Annotated in this window: 16 protein-coding genes; 4 read left to right on the top strand and 12 right to left on the bottom strand. The window is 44.5% G+C overall.

Features of this window, described 5'->3' with window-relative positions; translation table 11 throughout:
- Positions 1-7 precede the first annotated feature (7 nt).
- On the bottom strand, positions 8-913 hold the full coding sequence (thyA, locus tag ACO05P_RS15665; RefSeq protein ID WP_421752308.1) for a thymidylate synthase: 906 nt from the start codon (positions 911-913) through the stop codon (positions 8-10).
- Between the two features lie 145 nt (positions 914-1,058).
- On the opposite strand from thyA, the gene ACO05P_RS15670 reads away from it, so the two are divergent.
- Complete coding sequence (locus ACO05P_RS15670; protein ID WP_421752310.1) at positions 1,059-2,852, top strand: glycosyltransferase; 1,794 nt, start codon at positions 1,059-1,061, stop codon at positions 2,850-2,852.
- Here ACO05P_RS15670 and ACO05P_RS15675 read toward each other — a convergent pair.
- From ACO05P_RS15675 to ACO05P_RS15695, 5 genes are read right to left on the bottom strand one after another with little or no spacing between them, the layout of a single operon-like run.
- On the bottom strand, positions 2,849-3,676 hold the full coding sequence (locus ACO05P_RS15675; protein WP_421752312.1) for a hypothetical protein: 828 nt from the start codon (positions 3,674-3,676) through the stop codon (positions 2,849-2,851). The two genes, ACO05P_RS15670 and ACO05P_RS15675, sit on opposite strands and share 4 nt — an antisense overlap.
- 30 nt (positions 3,677-3,706) lie before the next feature.
- Entirely contained in the window at positions 3,707-5,452 is a 1,746-nt protein-coding gene (locus ACO05P_RS15680) for a NupC/NupG family nucleoside CNT transporter (RefSeq protein ID WP_421752314.1), read from the bottom strand.
- A gap of 35 nt (positions 5,453-5,487) precedes the next feature.
- On the bottom strand, positions 5,488-6,099 hold the full coding sequence (locus ACO05P_RS15685; RefSeq protein WP_421752316.1) for a bifunctional nuclease domain-containing protein: 612 nt from the start codon (positions 6,097-6,099) through the stop codon (positions 5,488-5,490).
- Complete coding sequence (locus ACO05P_RS15690; RefSeq protein WP_421752318.1) at positions 6,099-7,067, bottom strand: electron transfer flavoprotein subunit alpha/FixB family protein; 969 nt, start codon at positions 7,065-7,067, stop codon at positions 6,099-6,101. The genes ACO05P_RS15685 and ACO05P_RS15690 overlap by 1 nt, the downstream gene beginning before the upstream one ends.
- 17 nt (positions 7,068-7,084) lie before the next feature.
- Positions 7,085-7,831, bottom strand: a complete 747-nt coding sequence (locus ACO05P_RS15695) for an electron transfer flavoprotein subunit beta/FixA family protein (protein ID WP_421752320.1) — start codon at positions 7,829-7,831, stop codon at positions 7,085-7,087.
- A 166-nt stretch (positions 7,832-7,997) separates the two neighbouring features.
- On the opposite strand from ACO05P_RS15695, the gene ACO05P_RS15700 reads away from it, so the two are divergent.
- A complete protein-coding gene (locus ACO05P_RS15700; RefSeq protein ID WP_421754921.1) occupies positions 7,998-8,981 on the top strand; it encodes a pyruvate dehydrogenase complex E1 component subunit beta in 984 nt (327 codons plus the stop codon).
- A 160-nt stretch (positions 8,982-9,141) separates the two neighbouring features.
- On the top strand, positions 9,142-11,676 hold the full coding sequence (locus ACO05P_RS15705; RefSeq protein WP_421752322.1) for a sodium-translocating pyrophosphatase: 2,535 nt from the start codon (positions 9,142-9,144) through the stop codon (positions 11,674-11,676).
- Between the two features lie 211 nt (positions 11,677-11,887).
- Here ACO05P_RS15705 and ACO05P_RS15710 read toward each other — a convergent pair whose 3' ends face one another.
- The 3 genes from ACO05P_RS15710 to ACO05P_RS15720 are packed head-to-tail and all read right to left on the bottom strand — an operon-like array spanning position 11,888 to position 14,884.
- Positions 11,888-12,502, bottom strand: coding sequence for a deoxynucleoside kinase (locus ACO05P_RS15710; RefSeq protein ID WP_210757608.1), 615 nt, complete (start codon positions 12,500-12,502; stop codon positions 11,888-11,890).
- Between the two features lie 34 nt (positions 12,503-12,536).
- A complete protein-coding gene (locus tag ACO05P_RS15715; RefSeq protein WP_421752324.1) occupies positions 12,537-13,373 on the bottom strand; it encodes a hypothetical protein in 837 nt (278 codons plus the stop codon).
- Positions 13,370-14,884, bottom strand: coding sequence for a GH3 auxin-responsive promoter family protein (locus tag ACO05P_RS15720; protein WP_421752326.1), 1,515 nt, complete (start codon positions 14,882-14,884; stop codon positions 13,370-13,372). The genes ACO05P_RS15715 and ACO05P_RS15720 overlap by 4 nt, the downstream gene beginning before the upstream one ends.
- A gap of 33 nt (positions 14,885-14,917) precedes the next feature.
- Here ACO05P_RS15720 and ACO05P_RS15725 point away from each other — a divergent pair, with 33 nt between their 5' ends.
- A complete protein-coding gene (locus ACO05P_RS15725; protein WP_421752328.1) occupies positions 14,918-15,724 on the top strand; it encodes a DUF2797 domain-containing protein in 807 nt (268 codons plus the stop codon).
- Here ACO05P_RS15725 and ACO05P_RS15730 read toward each other — a convergent pair.
- The 3 genes from ACO05P_RS15730 to sppA are packed head-to-tail and all read right to left on the bottom strand — an operon-like array spanning position 15,705 to position 19,101.
- The gene (locus ACO05P_RS15730) at positions 15,705-16,649 is read right to left on the bottom strand and encodes a hypothetical protein (RefSeq protein WP_421752330.1); all 945 of its coding nucleotides are present in this window, start codon (positions 16,647-16,649) and stop codon (positions 15,705-15,707) included. The genes ACO05P_RS15725 and ACO05P_RS15730 overlap by 20 nt on opposite strands.
- The gene (locus tag ACO05P_RS15735) at positions 16,643-17,338 is read right to left on the bottom strand and encodes a queuosine precursor transporter (RefSeq protein ID WP_421752332.1); all 696 of its coding nucleotides are present in this window, start codon (positions 17,336-17,338) and stop codon (positions 16,643-16,645) included. The genes ACO05P_RS15730 and ACO05P_RS15735 overlap by 7 nt, the downstream gene beginning before the upstream one ends.
- A complete protein-coding gene (gene sppA, locus ACO05P_RS15740; RefSeq protein ID WP_421752334.1) occupies positions 17,338-19,101 on the bottom strand; it encodes a signal peptide peptidase SppA in 1,764 nt (587 codons plus the stop codon). The genes ACO05P_RS15735 and sppA overlap by 1 nt, the downstream gene beginning before the upstream one ends.
- Between the last annotated feature and the right edge of the window lie 11 nt (positions 19,102-19,112).

The following is a 19,112-nucleotide window of genomic DNA, read 5'->3' on the forward strand; positions in this document are numbered from 1 at the left end:
TTTGGGTTTAAACCGCCACCTGAGCACGAATGGCAGGATGCGGATCGTAATTCACTAATTCAAAATCTTCAAACTTAAAGGAGAAGAAATCCTTTACTTCTGGATTAATTTTCATTTGAGGAAGGGCTCGGAAGTCGCGACTCAATTGCTCCTTGGTTTGATCCAGATGGTTTTCATATAAATGGGCATCGCCAAAGGTGTGCACGAAATCTCCTAATTCCAGATCACAAACCTGAGCGACCATCATAGTAAGCAAAGCGTAAGAGGCAATGTTAAAGGGTACTCCCAAAAATACATCTGCCGAACGTTGATAAAGCTGGCAGCTTAATTTATTGTCAGCTACATAAAACTGGAATAGGGTATGGCAGGGTGGTAAACCTGATTTGGCCATAACCGGAATATCCTTAGGATTCCAGGCAGAAATGATATGTCGGCGACTATTGGGATTGCGCTTAATATCTTCAATCAATTGCGCCATCTGGTCTATACCCTCAAAGTTTCGCCATTGGCGCCCGTAAACCGGACCTAGCTCCCCCCATTCTTTAGCGAAGCTCTCATCGGCAATAATTTGCTCTTTAAAACTTTGCAATTCCGCTTTCCAGGCATCACTATACTTAGGCAGTTTCTCACTTAAGCCTTTTTCATTCAGGTAATTCTGGAAGGGCCATTCATTCCAGATGTTCACTCCATTTTGCACCAAATAGCGAATATTGGTGTCGCCAGCGATAAACCATAGCAGTTCATGAATAATCGATTTGAGATGCACCTTTTTGGTAGTTACTAAAGGAAAGCCCTCTTGAAGATTAAAGCGCATCTGATAACCAAAAACGGAAATGGTATTGATCCCGGTCCGGTTCTCTTTAAGGGTTCCTTGATCCAAAATATGACGCATCAAATCGTGATACTGCTGCATGGCCTGATAATTTGAAGTAAAAATAAGGGCTCTCTGTCGATAGACCTCAAAGCCTGTGGATGAAAAAAGAAGCTTGTTAATTTCTTTTGTCAGGCTCAGGCATTGTCCCTAAAAATAGGCAACTTTAAGCTGTAAAATCTACGCCATGCCTAAGCTTAATGTGCCCTTGATAGAATGTTCCTGGGAAGTATGTAATCAAATTGGCGGTATCTACACTGTTTTGCGGTCGAAGGTCCCTGCTATGGTCGAGCATTATGGAGATGATTATACTCTTTTAGGCCCTTTGGTGGCTAAGGGTATTGATGCCGAACTGGAAGACATTAAGGATGCTGATGATGCTATTGCTCGGGCGGTAGAAGTTTTGCAAAAGGATGGTGTTGAAATCCGCTATGCCCGTTGGCTGGTTACCGGTCGCCCCAAGGTTGTTCTGATAAAACCGGATTCCGGAGCCGAAAATTTGGCCTTATATCAAGAACATTATCGTAAAAACTACCAGCTTGAGAAAGACCCTAAAAATGATTTGCTCAATGAGATGATTGTTTGGTCGAGGCTCAACTACCGTTTCCTGGAGGCCCTGGATAAGGAGCTGGGCAGTGGCTCCAAAATGATTGCCCATTTTCACGAATGGATGGCTTCATTGCCGATTTTGGATTTGCATAAAAATCATCCGGATATCCGCACGGTATTTACTACCCATGCTACTTTGTTGGGACGTTATCTGGCTTCCAATTATAGCTCTTTCTACAAGGGTTTGCCTAAATATGATTGGGAGAAAGAAGCACGCCATTTCGGAATTTTACCCATGGTGCAAATTGAAAGGTTAAGCGCTCAATTTAGTAATTGCTTTAGTACAGTGAGTGACATTACGGCCAAAGAATGTAAATACCTTTTAGGCAAAGATCCTGAAGTGATTACGCCTAATGGTTTAAACATCAAGCGCTATGTAGCCATGCATGAAGTGCAAGTAAAGCATCAAGAGTTTAAGGAGGTTTTGCATGATTTTACCATAGGGCATTTCTTTCCCAGTTATCATTTTGATCTGGATAAAACCCTTTATTTTTTCACTTCTGGTCGCTATGAGTTTAGCAATAAAGGCTATGATGTGAGTTTAAGAGCTCTTGCGCTTTTAAATGAGCGGATGAAGCAAGAAAAGCTGGATGTAACAGTGGTAATGTTTTTTGTAACCAACAAGGAAACCTGGTCTATCAATCCCAAGGTTTTACAATCCAATGGGGTGCTGCGCGAAATCCGGAAATGCGTAGGTGAAATTCAAAAGCAGATTGGAAAGCGCCTTTATGAATCGGCTGTAGGTTCCGACGATGATCATCGTTTACCGGATACATCGGCCATGGTCGATGATTATTGGAAACTACGCTACCGTCGTACCATCCAATCCTGGAAAAGTGATGAATGGCCCTATATCACTACCCATAATTTAAAGGATGATCAAAATGATGATATCCTAAATGAGATGCGGGCTAAAAAGCTATTCAACAGTCCTAAGGATAAAGTTAAGGTGGTATACCATCCGGAGTTTATCAATAGCACTAATCCTTTGTTTGGTATCGATTACGGCAATTTTGTGCGGGGTTGTCACTTGGGTATTTTCCCCTCTTATTATGAGCCTTGGGGCTACACTCCATTGGAGTGCATAGCGCGTGGTGTGGCTACCGTTACTTCCGATCTTTCCGGTTTTGGGAACTATGTTAGTGCCCAGGATACCGGTGGGGTAGATCACGGGGTGCACGTGTTGCGCAGGGAAGGAAGAACCGAGTCACAGGCGATTGAAGATTTGGCCAATTACCTGCTCGACTTTGTAAAACTGAGCAGGCGCTATCGCATTATCCAAAGAAATCGAGCTGAAGATTTTTCAGAGCGATTTGATTGGAAACAACTCTTGCCCGAATATGAAAAGGCTTATCAGAAGGCCCTAGCCTAGTTTCGGATAGATTTAAAATAGAGCGTATCAGGATCATTTTTATCGGGGTACATATCGGCTTGGTATTCCAAACATTGCAATGCCCAGTCGCGACGGTTTATCCAAACTAAGTCCAAAGGATAAAATTGATTGCTTTGGAACTGCCCGGTTTTTTGAAAATTCAGGCTATCTCCCGCACGGATTAATTGGGCTTGTACCAAGCTAAATCCTTGACCGCTGTAAGTATCTACTCCCAAAAGCATAAACTGATCTTGGCCGGGGGCTGGGATTAATTGGGACCAAGCTCCATCGTAATTGCCGTTTAATACAAATTGCTTTCCGCTTAGGCTGTCAATAATCAGGCTTTGCCCAACAATCCTGCTTCTGCCCGCAAAGTGAAGTTTTAAGTTCGGAGCATAGCCGAAATAATGGTAATACCAGTCCTTGGAATGCCAATTTGGATTTTGAACCCGGCTGTCGTAGTGCACAAAGTGCTCTGTAGTGGGAACATAAAAATTGCTGTACTCCTCATAGAGGGCTTGTTCTGCCTTAAAAAGATTCTGACTTTTATAAAGCTTCTTATAGCGATTATAATCTGTCTTACTAATTGGAATGAGTTTCCAACTATTAGCGCTGTCGCTGAGGTAAAACAGATTATCCGGATAAGAGCTGGGAATTTCCCAATGCCAAACGCTGTCGCGCAGAACTGGAGGAATTTTTTCTTTTACTTTTTGTTCTGGCCTTTCGGCGGATGGTTGAGCGCTAAGTTGCTCAGTTTGGGTCTCTGAATTCTGGCAGGCCGTAAAACCGAGAAGGGCAAGGACTAGATAGACAGATTTAGACAAGGGAAATTACTTTGTCTAAAGGTAATTAAATCAGATAATCATCCCTACAATCACCGCGGTAAAGAGGCTGGCCATAGTACCTGCGATCAAGGCTTTAAAGCCGAGTTTGGAAAGGTCACCACGTCGCGATGGTGCTAAGGAGCCGATACCTCCAATCTGAATACCAATACTGGCGAAATTGGAGAAGCCGCAAAGGATGTAGGTTGCGATAATGATCGATTTCTGGGATTTGAAAGCGTTGCCCTGCATCAAATCACCAAGGGAAACGTAGGCCACAAATTCATTAAGAATGGTTTTCTCTCCCAGCAGTTGTCCTACTAAGAATATATCCTCCTTAGCTACACCCATTAACCAAGTAATAGGGGCCAGCGTATAACCCAAGATGAACTCCATTGAGAATCCGTCATACTGACCATCAGTAAGATCCGATACCCAGGCGTTCAATCCGGTTACATCCCCAATAAAATTGGTCAGGATGGCATTTAACATGGCTACCAGCGCAATGAAAACCAGAAGCATCGCCCCAACATTCACGGCTAGTTTTAAACCTTCGGTAGTACCATTAGTGATCGCTTCCAGAGCATTGCCGCCAATTTTGGTCGACTCAATATGCATTTCATTATTTACCTCCTTGGTTTCAGGGAGGAGGATTTTAGCAGCCACTACCGCAGCTGGTGCACTCATTACCGATGCGGCAATTAAATGCTTGGCAAAAAAGGTTTGCTGTACCATATCACCACCACCTAAAAATCCGATATAAGCAGCTAATACCCCACCAGCAATGGTGGCCATACCTCCACTCATAACACAGAGTAATTCGCTGCGGGTCATTTTATTGATATAGGGCTTCACCAGTAAGGGGGATTCGGTTTGGCCTAAGAATATATTCCCTGCTGCGGAAAGACTTTCGGCTCCACTAAGGCGCAGGCTGTGCTTCATGATCCAGGCAAAGGCGTAAACGATTTTCTGCATCACTCCATAATAGAATAGGAGAGAGGTTAAGGCCGAGAAAAAGATTACGGTGGGTAATACTTTAAAAGCAAAAATATAGCCCAGAGAAGAGGAGTCATTAATGAGTTCGCCAAAAAGGAATTTGGCACCCACATCCGTAAAGCTCAGGAGAATCACAAACTTTTCGCTGATCCAGTCAAAGGCCCCGCGGATAAATGGAACTTTTAAAATGGCAAAGGCGAATATAATCTGAATCAACAAGCCACTAAATACCTGGCGCCAATTGATAGAGCGGCGCTTGGATGACATTAAAAAGGTTAGGGCTAATAATACAGTTAGGCCTAAAAGACCACGGGCAAGGGAAGCTAGCTTAAATTCACTCTGACTAAAATCGTAATTCAAAGGCAGGCCTTGCGGACCGCTTTCTTGCATCGCTAGGGCTGCAGAGCTGCTATCGCTATTCCGACGGCTAAAACGATAATGCACACCCTTTTCTTCAATATCCAGGAGGCTATCATTTAGGATATGAATGGCGTAGGAGCGCTGGCCATCGTTCGGTGCTAAATAATGGAAATGCAAGCTGTCATTGCGGAGGACATAGCTACCATAGGCTTGCAAAGATTTCGCCTGCAATTGATAAGCGAAACTGTCATTGGGAAAGATGAAGAAAGAATCTTGAGCGGTTATTGGGAAGAGACTTTCTCCTTCGGCAGAAAGGATTTCATGGAATGCCCAATTTCCGATGGCACTTTGCGCTTTGCTGGAATGGCCCCAGAACAGCACGAGAGCGAACAGGATCCCAAATAGTGTTGATTTTTGCTTCATCTCGGCTGGTGAAAATAGGCAATTAAGACCTTGATTTAGTCTTTATTTCCTTCCCGTTTTTCAATTTCGTCCCGGAGTCGGGCAGCGCGCTCGTAGTCTTCATTACGAACCGCTTCATCCATTTGTTTTTTTAAGCTTTCCAGACTTTGGGTAGAGAGGAGTCCGGGGCTGCTGCTACTTTTTTCGCTAGACTTAGTTTTACTGCTTTTGCTTTTTTCAGCATCAGCTTGCCCTTCGCCAAGAATAACTCCGGCTTTGTCTAGTATTTCTTCAGAAGTGAAGATGGGCGTTTTAAAGCGAATGGCCAGTGCTACCGCATCCGAAGTGCGTGCATCCAAGCTGTGGGTTTCGCCTTCACGTTCACAAACCAAGATGGAGTAAAACACTCCATCTTGTAATTTGTGAATCAATACTTCTTTTAAAGTGATCTTAAACTGATCGGCAAAATTCTTAAACAGGTCATGCGTCAAAGGTCGGGGAGGATTCATATCCTTTTCCAGGGCAATAGCGATGCTCTGCGCCTCGAATCCCCCAATGATAATGGGCAAACGCCGTTCTCCATTCTCTTCGCCTAAAACCAAAGCATAAGCACCACTTTGGGTTTGGCTGTAAGAAAGCCCCTTTACATAAAGCCTGATTTGCTGCATTAATTTGCCGCCTTGAATTTTTTGATTTCCTCAGTTAATTTAGGAACAACTTCAAAAGCATCGCCCACCACGCCGTAATCTGCGGCTTTAAAGAAGGGGGCTTCAGGATCTTTATTAATTACCACGATGGTTTTTGAAGCGCTCACCCCGGCAAGGTGTTGAATTGCGCCCGAAATTCCAACGGCTACATATAAATTTGGTTTAATAGCGATACCGGTTTGTCCAACGTGCTCGCTATGCGGACGCCAATCCATATCCGAAACAGGCTTGCTACAAGCAGTACCTGCGTCTAATACTTCGGCAAGTTCTTCAATCATGCCCCAGTTCTCAGGACCTTTCAAACCACGTCCACCACTAATTACGCGCTCGGCTTCAGGTAATGGAATTTTACCCTTAACACGGTCTACTTCCTTAACCGCCACAGGGCTAATAGAACCTTGACCAGCAGAAGTTCCTTCTACGCTCGCACTACCACCGGTAGCTTCAGGAGCAATAGAGTTAGGAACAAATAATACAATGCGCTTAGCCGCATCGCTAGTCAATACATTAAATCCTTTACCAGAGAATACACCACGTTTTACGCTAAATGGACTGGCATTTTCAGGTAGGGCTACTACATTGCTTAAAAGAGCAGCATCAGCTTGAATGCTCAATGCTGGAGCCAGGGCTTTACCATTGAAAGTAGCACTTACAATTACCGTATCGGCAGATTGAGCAGCGGCAACTTCTGCAATTGCGGCGCCGTAAACATTGGCGTCGAATTGGTTAAAAGCATCGCCTTCGAGCTGTAATACTTTGGAAAGACCATAGTTACCACCTTCACTGGCATCTTCTTCTAATTTACCAATGCAGAGGCCAATGGCTTCGGTACCCAGCATTGAAGCTGTTTTGGCAGCGTAGGTAGCTGCTTCCCAAGTGTTCTTTTTGAATTTCCCTTCCCAGGACTCTAGATATACTAATACAGACATTCTTCCAATTTTTTTGATTAGATCACTTTCGCTTCTTCGTGGAGCATGCGAACCAATTCGGCCATGTTTTCGGCATCAACCATTTTAACTGCACTCTTAGGAGCGGGCTTGCTAAAGGCACCGGTTTGTGTCTTATTAGCGGCTTCTACCGGAGCTTTAACTTCTAATGGTTTAGTACGGGCTTGCATAATTCCACGCATGTTGGGGATGCGAAGATCTTTTTCTTCAACCAGCCCTTTCTGCCCTCCAACAACAAAAGGAGCAGAAGCACTTAGTTTTTCTTTACCGCCGTCAATTTCGCGCACAAAATCATAGCTGTCGCCATTGACTTCCATACCTACACAGGCATTAACAAAAGGCCAGCCTAATAAGGCAGCAACCATACCTGGCACCTGACCGCCATTGTAATCGATCGATTCGCGACCGGCAATGATCATATCATATCCACCTTCTTTAGCTACAGCAGCAATTTGCTGAGCTACAAAAAATGCATCTGTGGGATCAGCTTCAACGCGGATGGCCGTGTCGGCTCCAATCGCTAAGGCTTTGCGCAGAGTGGGCTCGGTTTCTTTGTTTCCTACATTGAGCACGGTGATCGAAGCACCCTGCTTTTCCTTAAGCCAAACCGCACGGGTTAAGCCAAATTCGTCATAGGGATTAATTACGTACTGAACTCCATTTTTATCAAAAGCACTGTTATCAGCAGTGAAGTTGATTTTAGAAGTTGTGTCGGGTACGTGACTAATACAAACTAGTACCTTCATATGTGTTTATTCTGAGAGTGATATTGTCTATGCCGCGAAAATAGCCTAAAAAAAGCCGCGGTCAAAATATTATGCATGCATACTAATTTCATTTTCAGGGTATCCATGTATTTTGCTCTGCATATTGCAAGCTCTTTAGTACTTTTGGCCCTGCAAAATCCGAATGATGGGCAGAATTATACAGTTCCGTGAGGCCGTTGCCGAGGCCATGAGTGAAGAAATGCGTCGCGATGAGCGCGTGTATTTAATGGGTGAAGAGGTTGCCGAATACAATGGTGCCTACAAAGCCTCCAAAGGCATGCTGGATGAGTTTGGTCCGAAGCGCGTTTTGGACACCCCCATTGCCGAGCTGGGATTTGCCGGTATTGGAGTGGGTTCTGCTATGAACGGCTTACGTCCGATCGTAGAATTTATGACCTTCAACTTTTCGATGGTGGCCATCGATCAGATCATTAATAATGCCGCTAAGATGTTCCAGATGAGCGGTGGTCAATTTAATGTACCTATCGTATTCCGTGGACCAACCGCATCTGCTGGTCAGCTTGCGGCAACGCACAGCCAGGCTTTTGAAAGCTGGTATGCAAACTGTCCGGGTTTAAAGGTGATTGTACCTAGCAATCCTTACGATGCAAAAGGTTTATTGAAAAGTGCCATTCGCGATAATGATCCAGTGATCTTTATGGAGAGTGAGCAGATGTATGGTGATAAGGCGGAGGTTCCAGAAGAGGAATACCTAATCGAAATTGGAAAGGCTTCTATTCGTCGTGAAGGTTCGGATGTAAGCATCGTTTCCTTTGGTAAGATCATTAAAGAGGCGGATAAAGCCGCTGAAGAATTGGCTAAAGAAGGTATTGAATGTGAGATCATCGACCTGCGTACCGTGCGTCCGATTGACTATGCCGCGGTGGTAAATTCTTTGAAGAAAACTAATCGCATGGTAATTTTGGAAGAGGCCTGGCCTTTAGGAAATATCTCTACAGAGATTATCGCGCATTGCCAGCAGCACGCCTTTGATTATTTGGATGCTCCTATTCTAAGAATCAACACTGCAGATACCCCAATGGCCTATGCGCCTACTTTGGTGGAAGAGTTCCTTCCTAATGCCGGTCGAGTAATTACTGCCGTTAAGGAAGTGATGTACAAAAAATAATCGCTGCTAATTTCAGCAATAAAGTCCCGCACAGTCGGGACTTTTTTTTGTCCCTTTTTTTCTTGCTTGTGCTCATAATCAGGGGCTATGCCTTTGGCTGATTGGCATTTTAGATTACTTTTGCGCCCCTTATAAAGAGAACAAATCAATCAATACAACTATGAACGACTGGTTAATGTATGCGGTTCCTGGCCTTGGCCTTATTGGAATCCTGATCATGTTGGCGAAGTCTTCCTGGGTGAGCAAGCAAAGCTCAGGAGATGCGAAAATGTCTGAGCTTGCAGGACACATTGCTGATGGTGCAATGTCTTTCTTGAAAGCCGAATGGAAGATCATGAGCTACTTTGTAGTGATCGCCGCCTTATTATTAGGTTTCTCAGGAACCCTGGTAGAGCACTCTCATCCTATTATTGCGGTGGCCTTTGTTATTGGCGCCGTTTTTTCTGCTTTGGCAGGATATATCGGAATGCGCATTGCAACCAAAGCAAACGTTCGTACTACCGAAGCCGCTCGTACCAGTTTAGTAGCTGCCCTTAAAGTTTCATTTACCGGTGGTTCGGTTATGGGATTAGGTGTAGCCGGCCTGGCCGTTTTAGGTTTAGGTAGCTTATTTATCATATTCTTCAATATGTTCGTGCCCGAGGGCGCTGCCATTACTGGCGACGAAATGAAAACTGCAATCGAAGTATTGGCAGGTTTCTCCTTAGGTGCTGAATCTATCGCATTATTCGCCCGTGTGGGGGGTGGTATTTATACTAAAGCTGCCGACGTAGGTGCTGACCTGGTAGGTAAAGTAGAAGCTGGTATTCCAGAAGATGATCCCCGTAACCCTGCTACTATTGCCGATAACGTAGGTGATAACGTAGGTGATGTTGCCGGTATGGGTGCCGACCTTTTCGGATCTTATGTTGCAACAATCTTGGCTACTATGGTATTGGGTCAGGAGATTAACAGCCTCGACGAATTCGGTGGTATGGCTCCAATCTTATTACCGATGGTGATCGCCGGTTTAGGCTTGATCTTCTCCATTATCTCTATGGCCTTAGTACGTATTAGCAATGAGAATAGCTCCGTACAGAAAGCCCTTAACATGGGGAACTGGTCTTCTATCATTATGGTAGTGATCGTATCCTATCCTTTAAGTATGTGGATGTTGCCCGAGAGCATGGTATTACGTGGTTACGAATTTGGTGCTATGGATGTATTTATGGCCATTTTAGTAGGATCAGTAGTAGGTGCCTTAATGAGCTGGATTACCGAGTTCTATACCGCTATGGGTAAGAAACCGGTTAACTCTATTGTACAACAATCTTCAACTGGTCATGCGACCAATATTATCGGTGGTTTAGCAATGGGTATGCAGTCTACTGTAATCCCAATCATTATTCTTGCTGCCGGTATTATCTTGTCTTATATGTTCGCTGGATTATACGGGGTGGCTATCGCTGCTGCCGGTATGATGGCTACTACCGCCATGCAATTGGCCATTGACGCTTTCGGTCCTATCGCGGATAACGCGGGTGGTATTGCTGAAATGAGCCAGTTACCTGAAGAAGTGCGTGGTCGTACCGATAACCTTGATGCCGTTGGTAACACCACTGCTGCTACCGGTAAAGGTTTCGCGATTGCCTCCGCCGCTCTTACTGCCTTGGCTTTATTTGCAGCCTTCGTAGGTATTGCGGGTATTGATGCGATTGATATTTACAAAGCACCCGTATTAGCGATGTTGTTCATCGGTGGTATGATTCCTTTTATCTTCTCTTCTTTGGCTATTTCGGCGGTAGGTCGTGCAGCCATGGCTATGGTACATGAGGTACGTCGTCAGTTTAAAGAGATTCCAGGTATTATGGAATACAAAGCGGAGCCCGAGTATGAGAAGTGTGTGGAAATTTCTACCAAAGCTTCGATCCGCGAAATGATGTTGCCTGGCGCCATTGCCTTAATTACTCCGGTATTAGTAGGTTTCGGATTTAATGGAGTGTTCGAAGGAACTTCTTCTGCCGAAATGTTAGGAGGTTTATTAGCCGGTGTTACCGTAAGTGGTGTATTAATGGGAATCTTCCAGAACAATGCTGGTGGTGCCTGGGATAATGCCAAGAAGTCTTTCGAAGCTGGTGTTGAGATCGATGGTAAGATGGAATACAAGGGTTCTGATGCGCATAAAGCTTCAGTAACTGGTGATACTGTAGGTGATCCTTTTAAAGATACCTCAGGTCCTTCTATGAACATCTTGATCAAATTGATGTCGATCGTTTCTTTAGTTATTGCTCCTCATATTCATGTAGGTGGTGGTCACCATGCTGGTAATGATATGCCTTTAGGTCAAGAGGAAATGGCAAAATTGGCCAGCGATAATGTAATGACCGCTGAAGGTACTACAGTAGGGACTATTGATTTCTTAGGACCAGAGAACTTTGGTGGCACTTTGAATGCACGTGCTTTTCGTTTCGACTTCCCCGAAGGTGAGATGATTATCGACTTCCAAATGTTATTGAACAATGAGGAATTGGGTAATATCCTTCAATCGGAAGTGAATGAAGCAGTGGTTCGTGCTGAAGAAATGCGTTTAAACGCCGATGGTCGTTTTAGTGGCCGTGCTTACCTGATTTTAGATGGTAATGCCATTCCAGCTCAATTGCGTGTAAGCGTATTAGGTAAGAATAAAATCAGTGCTTCTTTAGCCATGTTTGGCTAGACTAAGCTTAAGATATTTTGGAAGCCCCGATCTGAATAAGGTCGGGGTTTTTTTCTGCCCGGGATTGAAGCGTAAAGCCCGGAGCGAAAAGCATTGCGCAGCCAGGCTTTGAGGGGCGACCACAGGAAGCCACAGCAAAAGCCTAGACTAAGCATGCTTTGCAGTGAGGACTTGCAGCGTAAAGCCCGCAAGGCAGCCTAAAGAAGCTTAATTAAAATAAACCGTTGAGTTCGGCGTCGATATTATTGATGATACTTCCCAGATCTTCAGGATTGTTGGCAAACTTGTTTTCATCTACATTGATGATCAGTAATTTGCCTTTATCGTAGCCCGAAATCCAAGCCTCGTAACGCTCGTTGAGGCGGTTGAGGTAATCGATGCGGATATTGTTCTCGTAATCGCGACCGCGCTTTTGTATTTGATCTACCAGGGTAGGGATGGAGGCACGGAGGTAAATGAGTAAATCGGGTGGCTCCACGAAAGACTCCATTAATTCGAAAAGCGAGATGTAATTTTCAAAGTCGCGGCTGGGCATTAATCCCATAGCGTGAAGGTTGGGCGCAAAGATGTGAGCATCTTCGTAGATAGTCCGATCCTGAATAATATCCTGACCACCATCACGAATTTCCTTCACCTGACGAAAACGACTGTTAAGGAAGTAGATCTGCAAATTGAAGGACCAGCGTTGCATTTCGCGGTAAAAATCGTCCAGATAAGGATTGTCCTCAACGTCTTCAAAATGGGGGGTCCACTTATAGTGTTTGGCCAGCAAACGGGTTAAGGTGGTTTTTCCTGATCCGATGTTTCCGGAAACGGCAATATGCATGATTGCTAATTTTAGCCCACAAATCTAAAATATTTTAGGGCTTGTTCGGGCTTTTACTTGGGCTTTGGACACGGTATTGATGGAGCTTATCACCATCGTATAAATACAATTGGGGATGAAAGTAGAATACCTGGCGAGCGGATTCGACCGGACATATCAAATCCCAATGATTCTGGAAGTTCAGATTATAGATTCGTAAGAGGCCATTGCTCAGCAATACACTGAGCTTCTGATTAAAGTAGGAATAGGAGCTGAGGCTGGCACTTAGAGCAAGCTTTTTTTGAAAGGAGCCCTGAGCATCGAAGAGTAGGAAGGATTCTTTTTCTGCTTGTTTGATATGGACCACCAATTGATCAAAACCGGCTTTGAAGCTGAGTACTTCGGCTTGATCATCATTCAATATCTGACTAATAATTGGACTGCGATTCAGGATGCGATTCTCCACAAAGGAATAGCGAATCATTTGATCGGCATTTTGATCGTAGAGCCAAATACTGTTTTCTGCCGCCGCGGCAATGCTGCTGGGGTCATTAAAAGTATAAGCCAGGTTTAACTCCCGACTTTGATTAAGGCGATTATCCAAAATCCGTAGCTCATTCGAATTTTGGAAATAAACAATGGGGTTCATAGGGTTGAGCAGGTCAACATCGGATATGCTTCCTTGCAAAGGATCGCTGTAACTGGCTTGGTACTCTCCTTTATTATTGAGCTTACGCAGTTCATTATCCAATACTAAATAGATGCTCCCAAATTGGTCTACTTCAATGAAGTCGGCCTGAGCTTTTAGCTGGATGCTATGCAGCCTTTCTAATTCCTGGCCCTCTAAGTTTAAGCACAGCAGGATACTTAAAATGTAGAGGATAGCTTTCATGTTTGCAGGGCTAAAAGTTCTTCGATATGCTCGCGACTATTGCTAAGGCGCGGTACTTTATTTTGCCCGCCTAATTTGCCTTTTTGCTTGAGCCAATCGTAAAACAGGCCCTTGCGGGCAGAAATTACTTCCAGGGGTTTTAGAGCCATGCCCTTATGTCTTTTGGCCTCGTAATCGCTGTTGAGGGCGCAAAGCTTTTGGTCCAACAATTTGGCGAATTCTTCCAGACTCTTGGGTTCTTGATCAAACTCTATCAGCCATTGATGGGCGCCACTCTCTTTGCGCTGCATAAAGATGGGGGCGGCGGTGTATTCATGAATGCGCGCTCCCAATTCGTTGCAAGTGGCGGTAAGGGCCGACTCGGCATTTTCGATAATCAACTCTTCTCCAAAAACATTTATAAAATGCTTGGTTCTGCCGCTAATGCGGAAACGATAGGGGCTAATGGAGCTAAAGCGGATGGTATCACCAATAAGATAGCGCCATAAACCGGCATTGGTGGATATTACCACGGCATAATTGGTGTTGAGTTTCACCTCTTCCAGGCCAATGGTCTTGGAATTGGTGCCATCAAATTGATCCATGGGGATAAACTCATAATAGATGCCATAGTCTAACATCAGGAGCATATCCTCACTTTCCTTCTGATCCTGAATGCCAAAGAAGCCTTCGGAGGCATTATAGGTTTCGAGGTAGTTGATGTCTTTGCCAATCAGTTCTTTAAACTGACTGCGGTAAGGGGCGAAGCTCACGCCGCCGTGCATATAGAGCTCGAGGTTGGGCCATACATCGATGATGTGCTTTTTCCCACTGATGTCGAGCACCCGTTCTAATAGCACCATCATCCAGGAGGGAACGCCAGCCAATGAGGTTACATCTTCGCGCATGGAGGTGGTAGACATGGCCTCGATTTTAGCCTCCCACTCCTGCATCAAAGAAATTTTATTGCTGGGGGTACTACGCATTTCCACCCAAAAGGGCAGGTTTTCGATGATAATGGCCGATACATCTCCGTAATAGGAGTTGATCTCTTCATTATCCACAAAGGTGCTACCACCCAATCGCAGGTTCATCCCGCTGAAAATGGTGGTTTCCGGATAGAGATTGCAATAAATGCTGAGCAGGTCCTTACCTCCCTTAAAGTGGCAGTCTTCGATATGCTCATTGCTTACCGGAAGGAATTTACTCTTGGCATTGGTGGTGCCGCTAGATTTGGCGAACCAGCGAATATCACCGGGCCACATTACATTATTGGCTCCTTCGCGAATACGTTGCACCTCCGGTTCAATATCTTCATAGCGATGCAGGGGAATACGATCGCGAAACTCTTCATTGCTGCCAATCGACTTGAAGTCGTAGCGTTTTCCCCATTCGGTTTGCGCGGCAGTACCCAATAAATTTTGTAGCACTTCGGCCTGCACTTCATGCGGGTATTTCATGAATAACTCCAACTGATGATAGCGTTTTTTCATGCGCCAGCTTAAGAAGGAATTTACCAGATCGAGCTTCATGGGTTGCGGTTGTTTTGTACTAGATTTACAGCTATGGAATTAACGCTAACTCTGGAAAAAATGCCGGCCTGGCTAAATGATGAAGGGCAAGCCACTTACATCTTAAAGGCCGATCAGGATTTCATTCAGTTACAACGCCTCCTTGGGCAGCAAATTACGATAGAATTCGTGAATGAGAAGTATTGCGCCAATTGTGGCAATCGCTTTGAGCAATTATATCGAATGGGATTTTGTCAGAATTGTTTCTTCACCTCGCCACAGGCGGGCGAAAGCATCATTCGTCCCGAGTTGAGTCGTGCCCATGAAGGGATTGAAGATCGCGATTTGGAATTTGAAAAATCTTATCAGCTACAGCCCCATTTGGTGTATTTAGCCAATAGTGGTGATATTAAGGTAGGGGTTACGCGCATGGGTCAAAGGCCTAACCGCTGGATTGATCAAGGGGCTTCGGAGGCCATTGTATTTGCCGAGACTAAAAATCGCTACCAAGCCGGTCAAATTGAGGTAGCCATGAAATCGCATTTGGGGGATAAAACTCCCTGGCAAAGAATGCTGAAAAACGAGATTCCCGAATTTAATTTGCTGGAAGAAAAGCAAAACTTGAAATCAAAATTGGAAGGCGATTTAGCGCAATTCTATTCCAGCGATGATCAGATTTGGAAGATAGACTACCCGGTGCTGGAATATCCTAGCAAAGTGAAATCTGTAAACCTGGATAAGGAACCACAGATTGAAGCGGTATTAAAAGGGATCCGCGGTCAATATCTGATCTTTGAAGGGGGGCGGGTGCTGAATGTACGTGCCAATACAGGCTATCGCGTTAAGCTCTCTTTCGCTTAAGTCGATCGATTTCCACTTTCTTGAGGCTACTTAGCCCCACAATGGCGGGGATAGCCCAGTTGAAAAACCAAACTGCGGTACTGGCCAGAGTAAAGCTTAAGGCATCGGTCTCAAATACATCGAAGAAATAGAGGGCCAAAGTGCCTTTAATGATGAAGTCGATTCCCGTATAACTGGGGATTAAGGCCGAAATAAAATAGTACAGCGGTATAGACCAGTACAATTGCCAGGTGAGTAGTTCTGGTTTAAAGGCCAATAATACCAATGCCATTTGGGAGGAGAAAAGCAGAAAGCGCAAGGCATTTATAGCTAAAACGGCCAGCTTCTGCTGGATAGTGGGTTTGCCTTTAATGAGGTAGTCTTTTAAGGGACGGTTCCATAACTCCTTTTCATGTAAGAGGCTGATCACCCTTTCCAGGCGTAAGTATAGAACCAGACTAATCAGAATTGCCAATAGGACAAAAAGGCTGTATTGCATTCCCAAGCCTTGATTGGGTATCATAAAAGCTAAAATCCCAAAACTTACAATGGCCTTGGAAAAGAGCTTGGGGGCATGAGTCCAAAAGGTGAGAAAAAGTGCTTTTTTTCGATCGTAGGGTTTTTCTTGGATGAGATATCGCCCGGCAATTTCGCCACTGTTCATGGGCGAAATAAAGGCCAATCCATAACATTTAAGATTATGAACTAATGCGGTTTTTAACTTTATGGGGTGAAGGATGCTTTGCACGATACTCCAGGCCTGAGCATCAAAGAGCAGGTTTAAAGACCACAAAAGCAGGAAGCCCATCAAGTAATAAAGGCTTTGAGTGGTCCAAGCCCATTGTAAGTGATTGAGCTCAATAGAATCCAGCTTCAAATACAAAAAGTAAAAGGCCAGGCTAAGGAGCAAGATCTTTAATGACCAGAAAAAAGCTTTGCCTACCATAGTGCAATTTCTTCTCCGCGCTGCAATTTAAAGTGTGCTCGAATCCAAAGTACCAGAGGATAAATGATTATGGTGTCTGCGGCGGCAAAAAGTACCTTGAATAACCAACCATCCCCGATTAAGGGCAGCATTTCGTCAAAGCTTTTAAGGCCCCAGAAAATTACGGCAATTACTAAAACCGTGTCTACTAATTGCGAAAACATAGTCGAGAAATTGTTGCGCAACCAGAGGTGCTTACCCTTGGTTTTTTGTTTGATAAGGTGGAAGATGCGCACATCTACAAATTGGGCTACCAGGTAAGCGATCATGCTGGAAGCGATTACTCGCCATGAGTTTTGGAATACGGTATCGAAGTATTCATTGCTTACCGGGGATCCATCAATGGCGGGAAAGATATGCCCGAGGTAAAGGATTAATAAAACCAGCAGGGAGGCGAAAAAACCACTCAAGACAACAAGGCCGGTATTACGCCGACCATAAATCTCACTGAGGATATCGGTAATTAAAAAGGTGAGGGGATAGGGGATTACCCCCGCAGAAACGATAAAGGTTTTGAAGCCTAAATCTACTTCCACAAATTTATTGGCTACTAGATTACAAGTAATCAGGGCCGCAATAAACAAAGCCGCCAGGACCACGAAGATGATCCCGGCGTGCTTATGTTGTTTTTTATTGAGTGTTTCGCTCATTAATCAATTTGCAAGTCGAACTCTAATCGGGTTTGGAAGCCCTGGCGCTTTTCAGCATTTTGAATCAAATCGAGGTAATAGGCATATTGACCTAATTCCTTTTTGATTTGGGCGGATCCAAATCCCTGATTTAATTCTTTTAAGAAGGCTTGTAAAGGATCTTCTAATTCAGGATAGCTGATTACACCGTAGTCGGCAGAGATTCCGGCTTTTTCAGCTGCCAAAGCAATAGCTTCATCCAGACCTCCCATCATATCTACCAAACCTAAGTTTAAGGCTTGTTGACCAGAGTACACTCGTCCTTGGCCAATGCTATCTACATAGCTGATATCCATACCGCGGCCCGTGGCTACTCTTTCTTTAAAGGTGCCATAAATCTGATCTACCTGGGCAATTAAAATTCGCTTCTCGGAAGGAGTGAGGTCGCGATCCATAACCCCTAAGTCGGAATGTTTATTGGTGGCAACGGTTTCGATATTGATGCCCAATTTATCGTGCAGCAATTCTTCAGCAGTAAAGAAAAGTCCAAAGGCACCAATACTTCCGGTTACGGTGTTTTCTTGAGCCAAGATGGTGTCAGCGTAACATGCAATATAATATCCACCACTGGCAGCCACATCACCCATTGATGCAATTACGGGTTTCACCTGACGGGCTAAGTCCATTTCGCGCCAAATAATTTCAGAAGCTAGCGCGCTACCTCCAGGACTGTTAACACGAAGAACGATGGCTTTAACCTTGTCGCTTTCGCGGGCCTTGCGAATGGCTCTGGCGATACGTTCGGATCCGATGGTGTACTCATCACCTTCACCGCTTTGAATTTCCCCTTGAGCAACAATTACCGCAACACGATTTTCATTGTAACCCGAGTTTCCATTCAAGTCTAAATTGCGGGCATATTTCGCAGGTTTGATAAAATTAACGGCTGAGATTTTGTCTACGGCCATCGCTTTGCTGAGCATTTCATCTACTTGATCTTGATAGGCTAAACCCTGAATTAAACCGACCTCTGCGGCTACTTTTGGGTCAGTTAGCATATTATCGGCCATGGCATTTAATTCTTCAACCGATAAATCCGTGCTGGCAGAGATATCCGATAAATACTGTCCCCATACTGAGCCTAATAGTTCAGTAAGCTGCAATCGGTTAGCCGTACTCATAGAATCGGAAAGGAAGGGCTCTACGGCCGATTTAAATTTATTTCCGGTGGCTCGAAGCACAACTGGCTTAACGCCGATATTATCCAAAGCCTGACGGTAATAGGTTACATTGGCACTCATTCCGGAAAATTCGATAATACCCTCTGGGTTTACCATAAAGCTATCCGCAACCGAAGCTAGGTATAAACCTTTTTGAGTAAGCACTTCGGTATATCCATATACAAACTTGCCGCTACTTTTGAAATCGAGAATTGCTTCACGAATGTCTTTTAAGGTAGCGCTACCGGCCATGGGAATTCCTCCATCCAGGAAAACTCCTTTGATTTTCGGGTCATCTTTGGCTGCTTTTAAGGCAGCGATTACATGGTCAAGACCCACGGCTGATTCCAATTCACCGGAAAATGGGTCGAAACTGTCGAAGGGGTTGTTCTGGGCTCTTTCTACATACCGAGTATTCATATCGATACGTAAAACCGTGTTATCCAATACTTCCAGCTCAGGACTCTGAATCGAGGCCAGTGAGGCAAAGAAGATGAAAATGATAAAAATTAAAATGCCGCCACCTAAGATGGAAGCTACCAACATTTTGAGGAAAGATTTCATTTTAGAAATTT

It is taken from the genome of Croceimicrobium sp. (assembly GCF_965228705.1).
GTDB lineage: Bacteria > Bacteroidota > Bacteroidia > Flavobacteriales > Schleiferiaceae > Croceimicrobium.

Coding starts and splice junctions, on each gene's coding strand:
- thyA (WP_421752308.1), bottom strand. CDS start 913: ATGCAGCAGTATCACGATTTGATGCGTCATATTTTGGATCAAGGAACC.
- ACO05P_RS15670 (WP_421752310.1), top strand. CDS start 1,059: ATGCCTAAGCTTAATGTGCCCTTGATAGAATGTTCCTGGGAAGTATGT.
- ACO05P_RS15680 (WP_421752314.1), bottom strand. CDS start 5,452: ATGAAGCAAAAATCAACACTATTTGGGATCCTGTTCGCTCTCGTGCTG.
- ACO05P_RS15685 (WP_421752316.1), bottom strand. CDS start 6,099: ATGCAGCAAATCAGGCTTTATGTAAAGGGGCTTTCTTACAGCCAAACC.
- ACO05P_RS15690 (WP_421752318.1), bottom strand. CDS start 7,067: ATGTCTGTATTAGTATATCTAGAGTCCTGGGAAGGGAAATTCAAAAAG.
- ACO05P_RS15695 (WP_421752320.1), bottom strand. CDS start 7,831: ATGAAGGTACTAGTTTGTATTAGTCACGTACCCGACACAACTTCTAAA.
- ACO05P_RS15700 (WP_421754921.1), top strand. CDS start 7,998: ATGGGCAGAATTATACAGTTCCGTGAGGCCGTTGCCGAGGCCATGAGT.
- ACO05P_RS15705 (WP_421752322.1), top strand. CDS start 9,142: ATGAACGACTGGTTAATGTATGCGGTTCCTGGCCTTGGCCTTATTGGA.
- ACO05P_RS15710 (WP_210757608.1), bottom strand. CDS start 12,502: ATGCATATTGCCGTTTCCGGAAACATCGGATCAGGAAAAACCACCTTA.
- ACO05P_RS15715 (WP_421752324.1), bottom strand. CDS start 13,373: ATGAAAGCTATCCTCTACATTTTAAGTATCCTGCTGTGCTTAAACTTA.
- ACO05P_RS15720 (WP_421752326.1), bottom strand. CDS start 14,884: ATGAAGCTCGATCTGGTAAATTCCTTCTTAAGCTGGCGCATGAAAAAA.
- ACO05P_RS15725 (WP_421752328.1), top strand. CDS start 14,918: ATGGAATTAACGCTAACTCTGGAAAAAATGCCGGCCTGGCTAAATGAT.
- ACO05P_RS15730 (WP_421752330.1), bottom strand. CDS start 16,649: ATGGTAGGCAAAGCTTTTTTCTGGTCATTAAAGATCTTGCTCCTTAGC.
- ACO05P_RS15735 (WP_421752332.1), bottom strand. CDS start 17,338: ATGAGCGAAACACTCAATAAAAAACAACATAAGCACGCCGGGATCATC.
- sppA (WP_421752334.1), bottom strand. CDS start 19,101: ATGAAATCTTTCCTCAAAATGTTGGTAGCTTCCATCTTAGGTGGCGGC.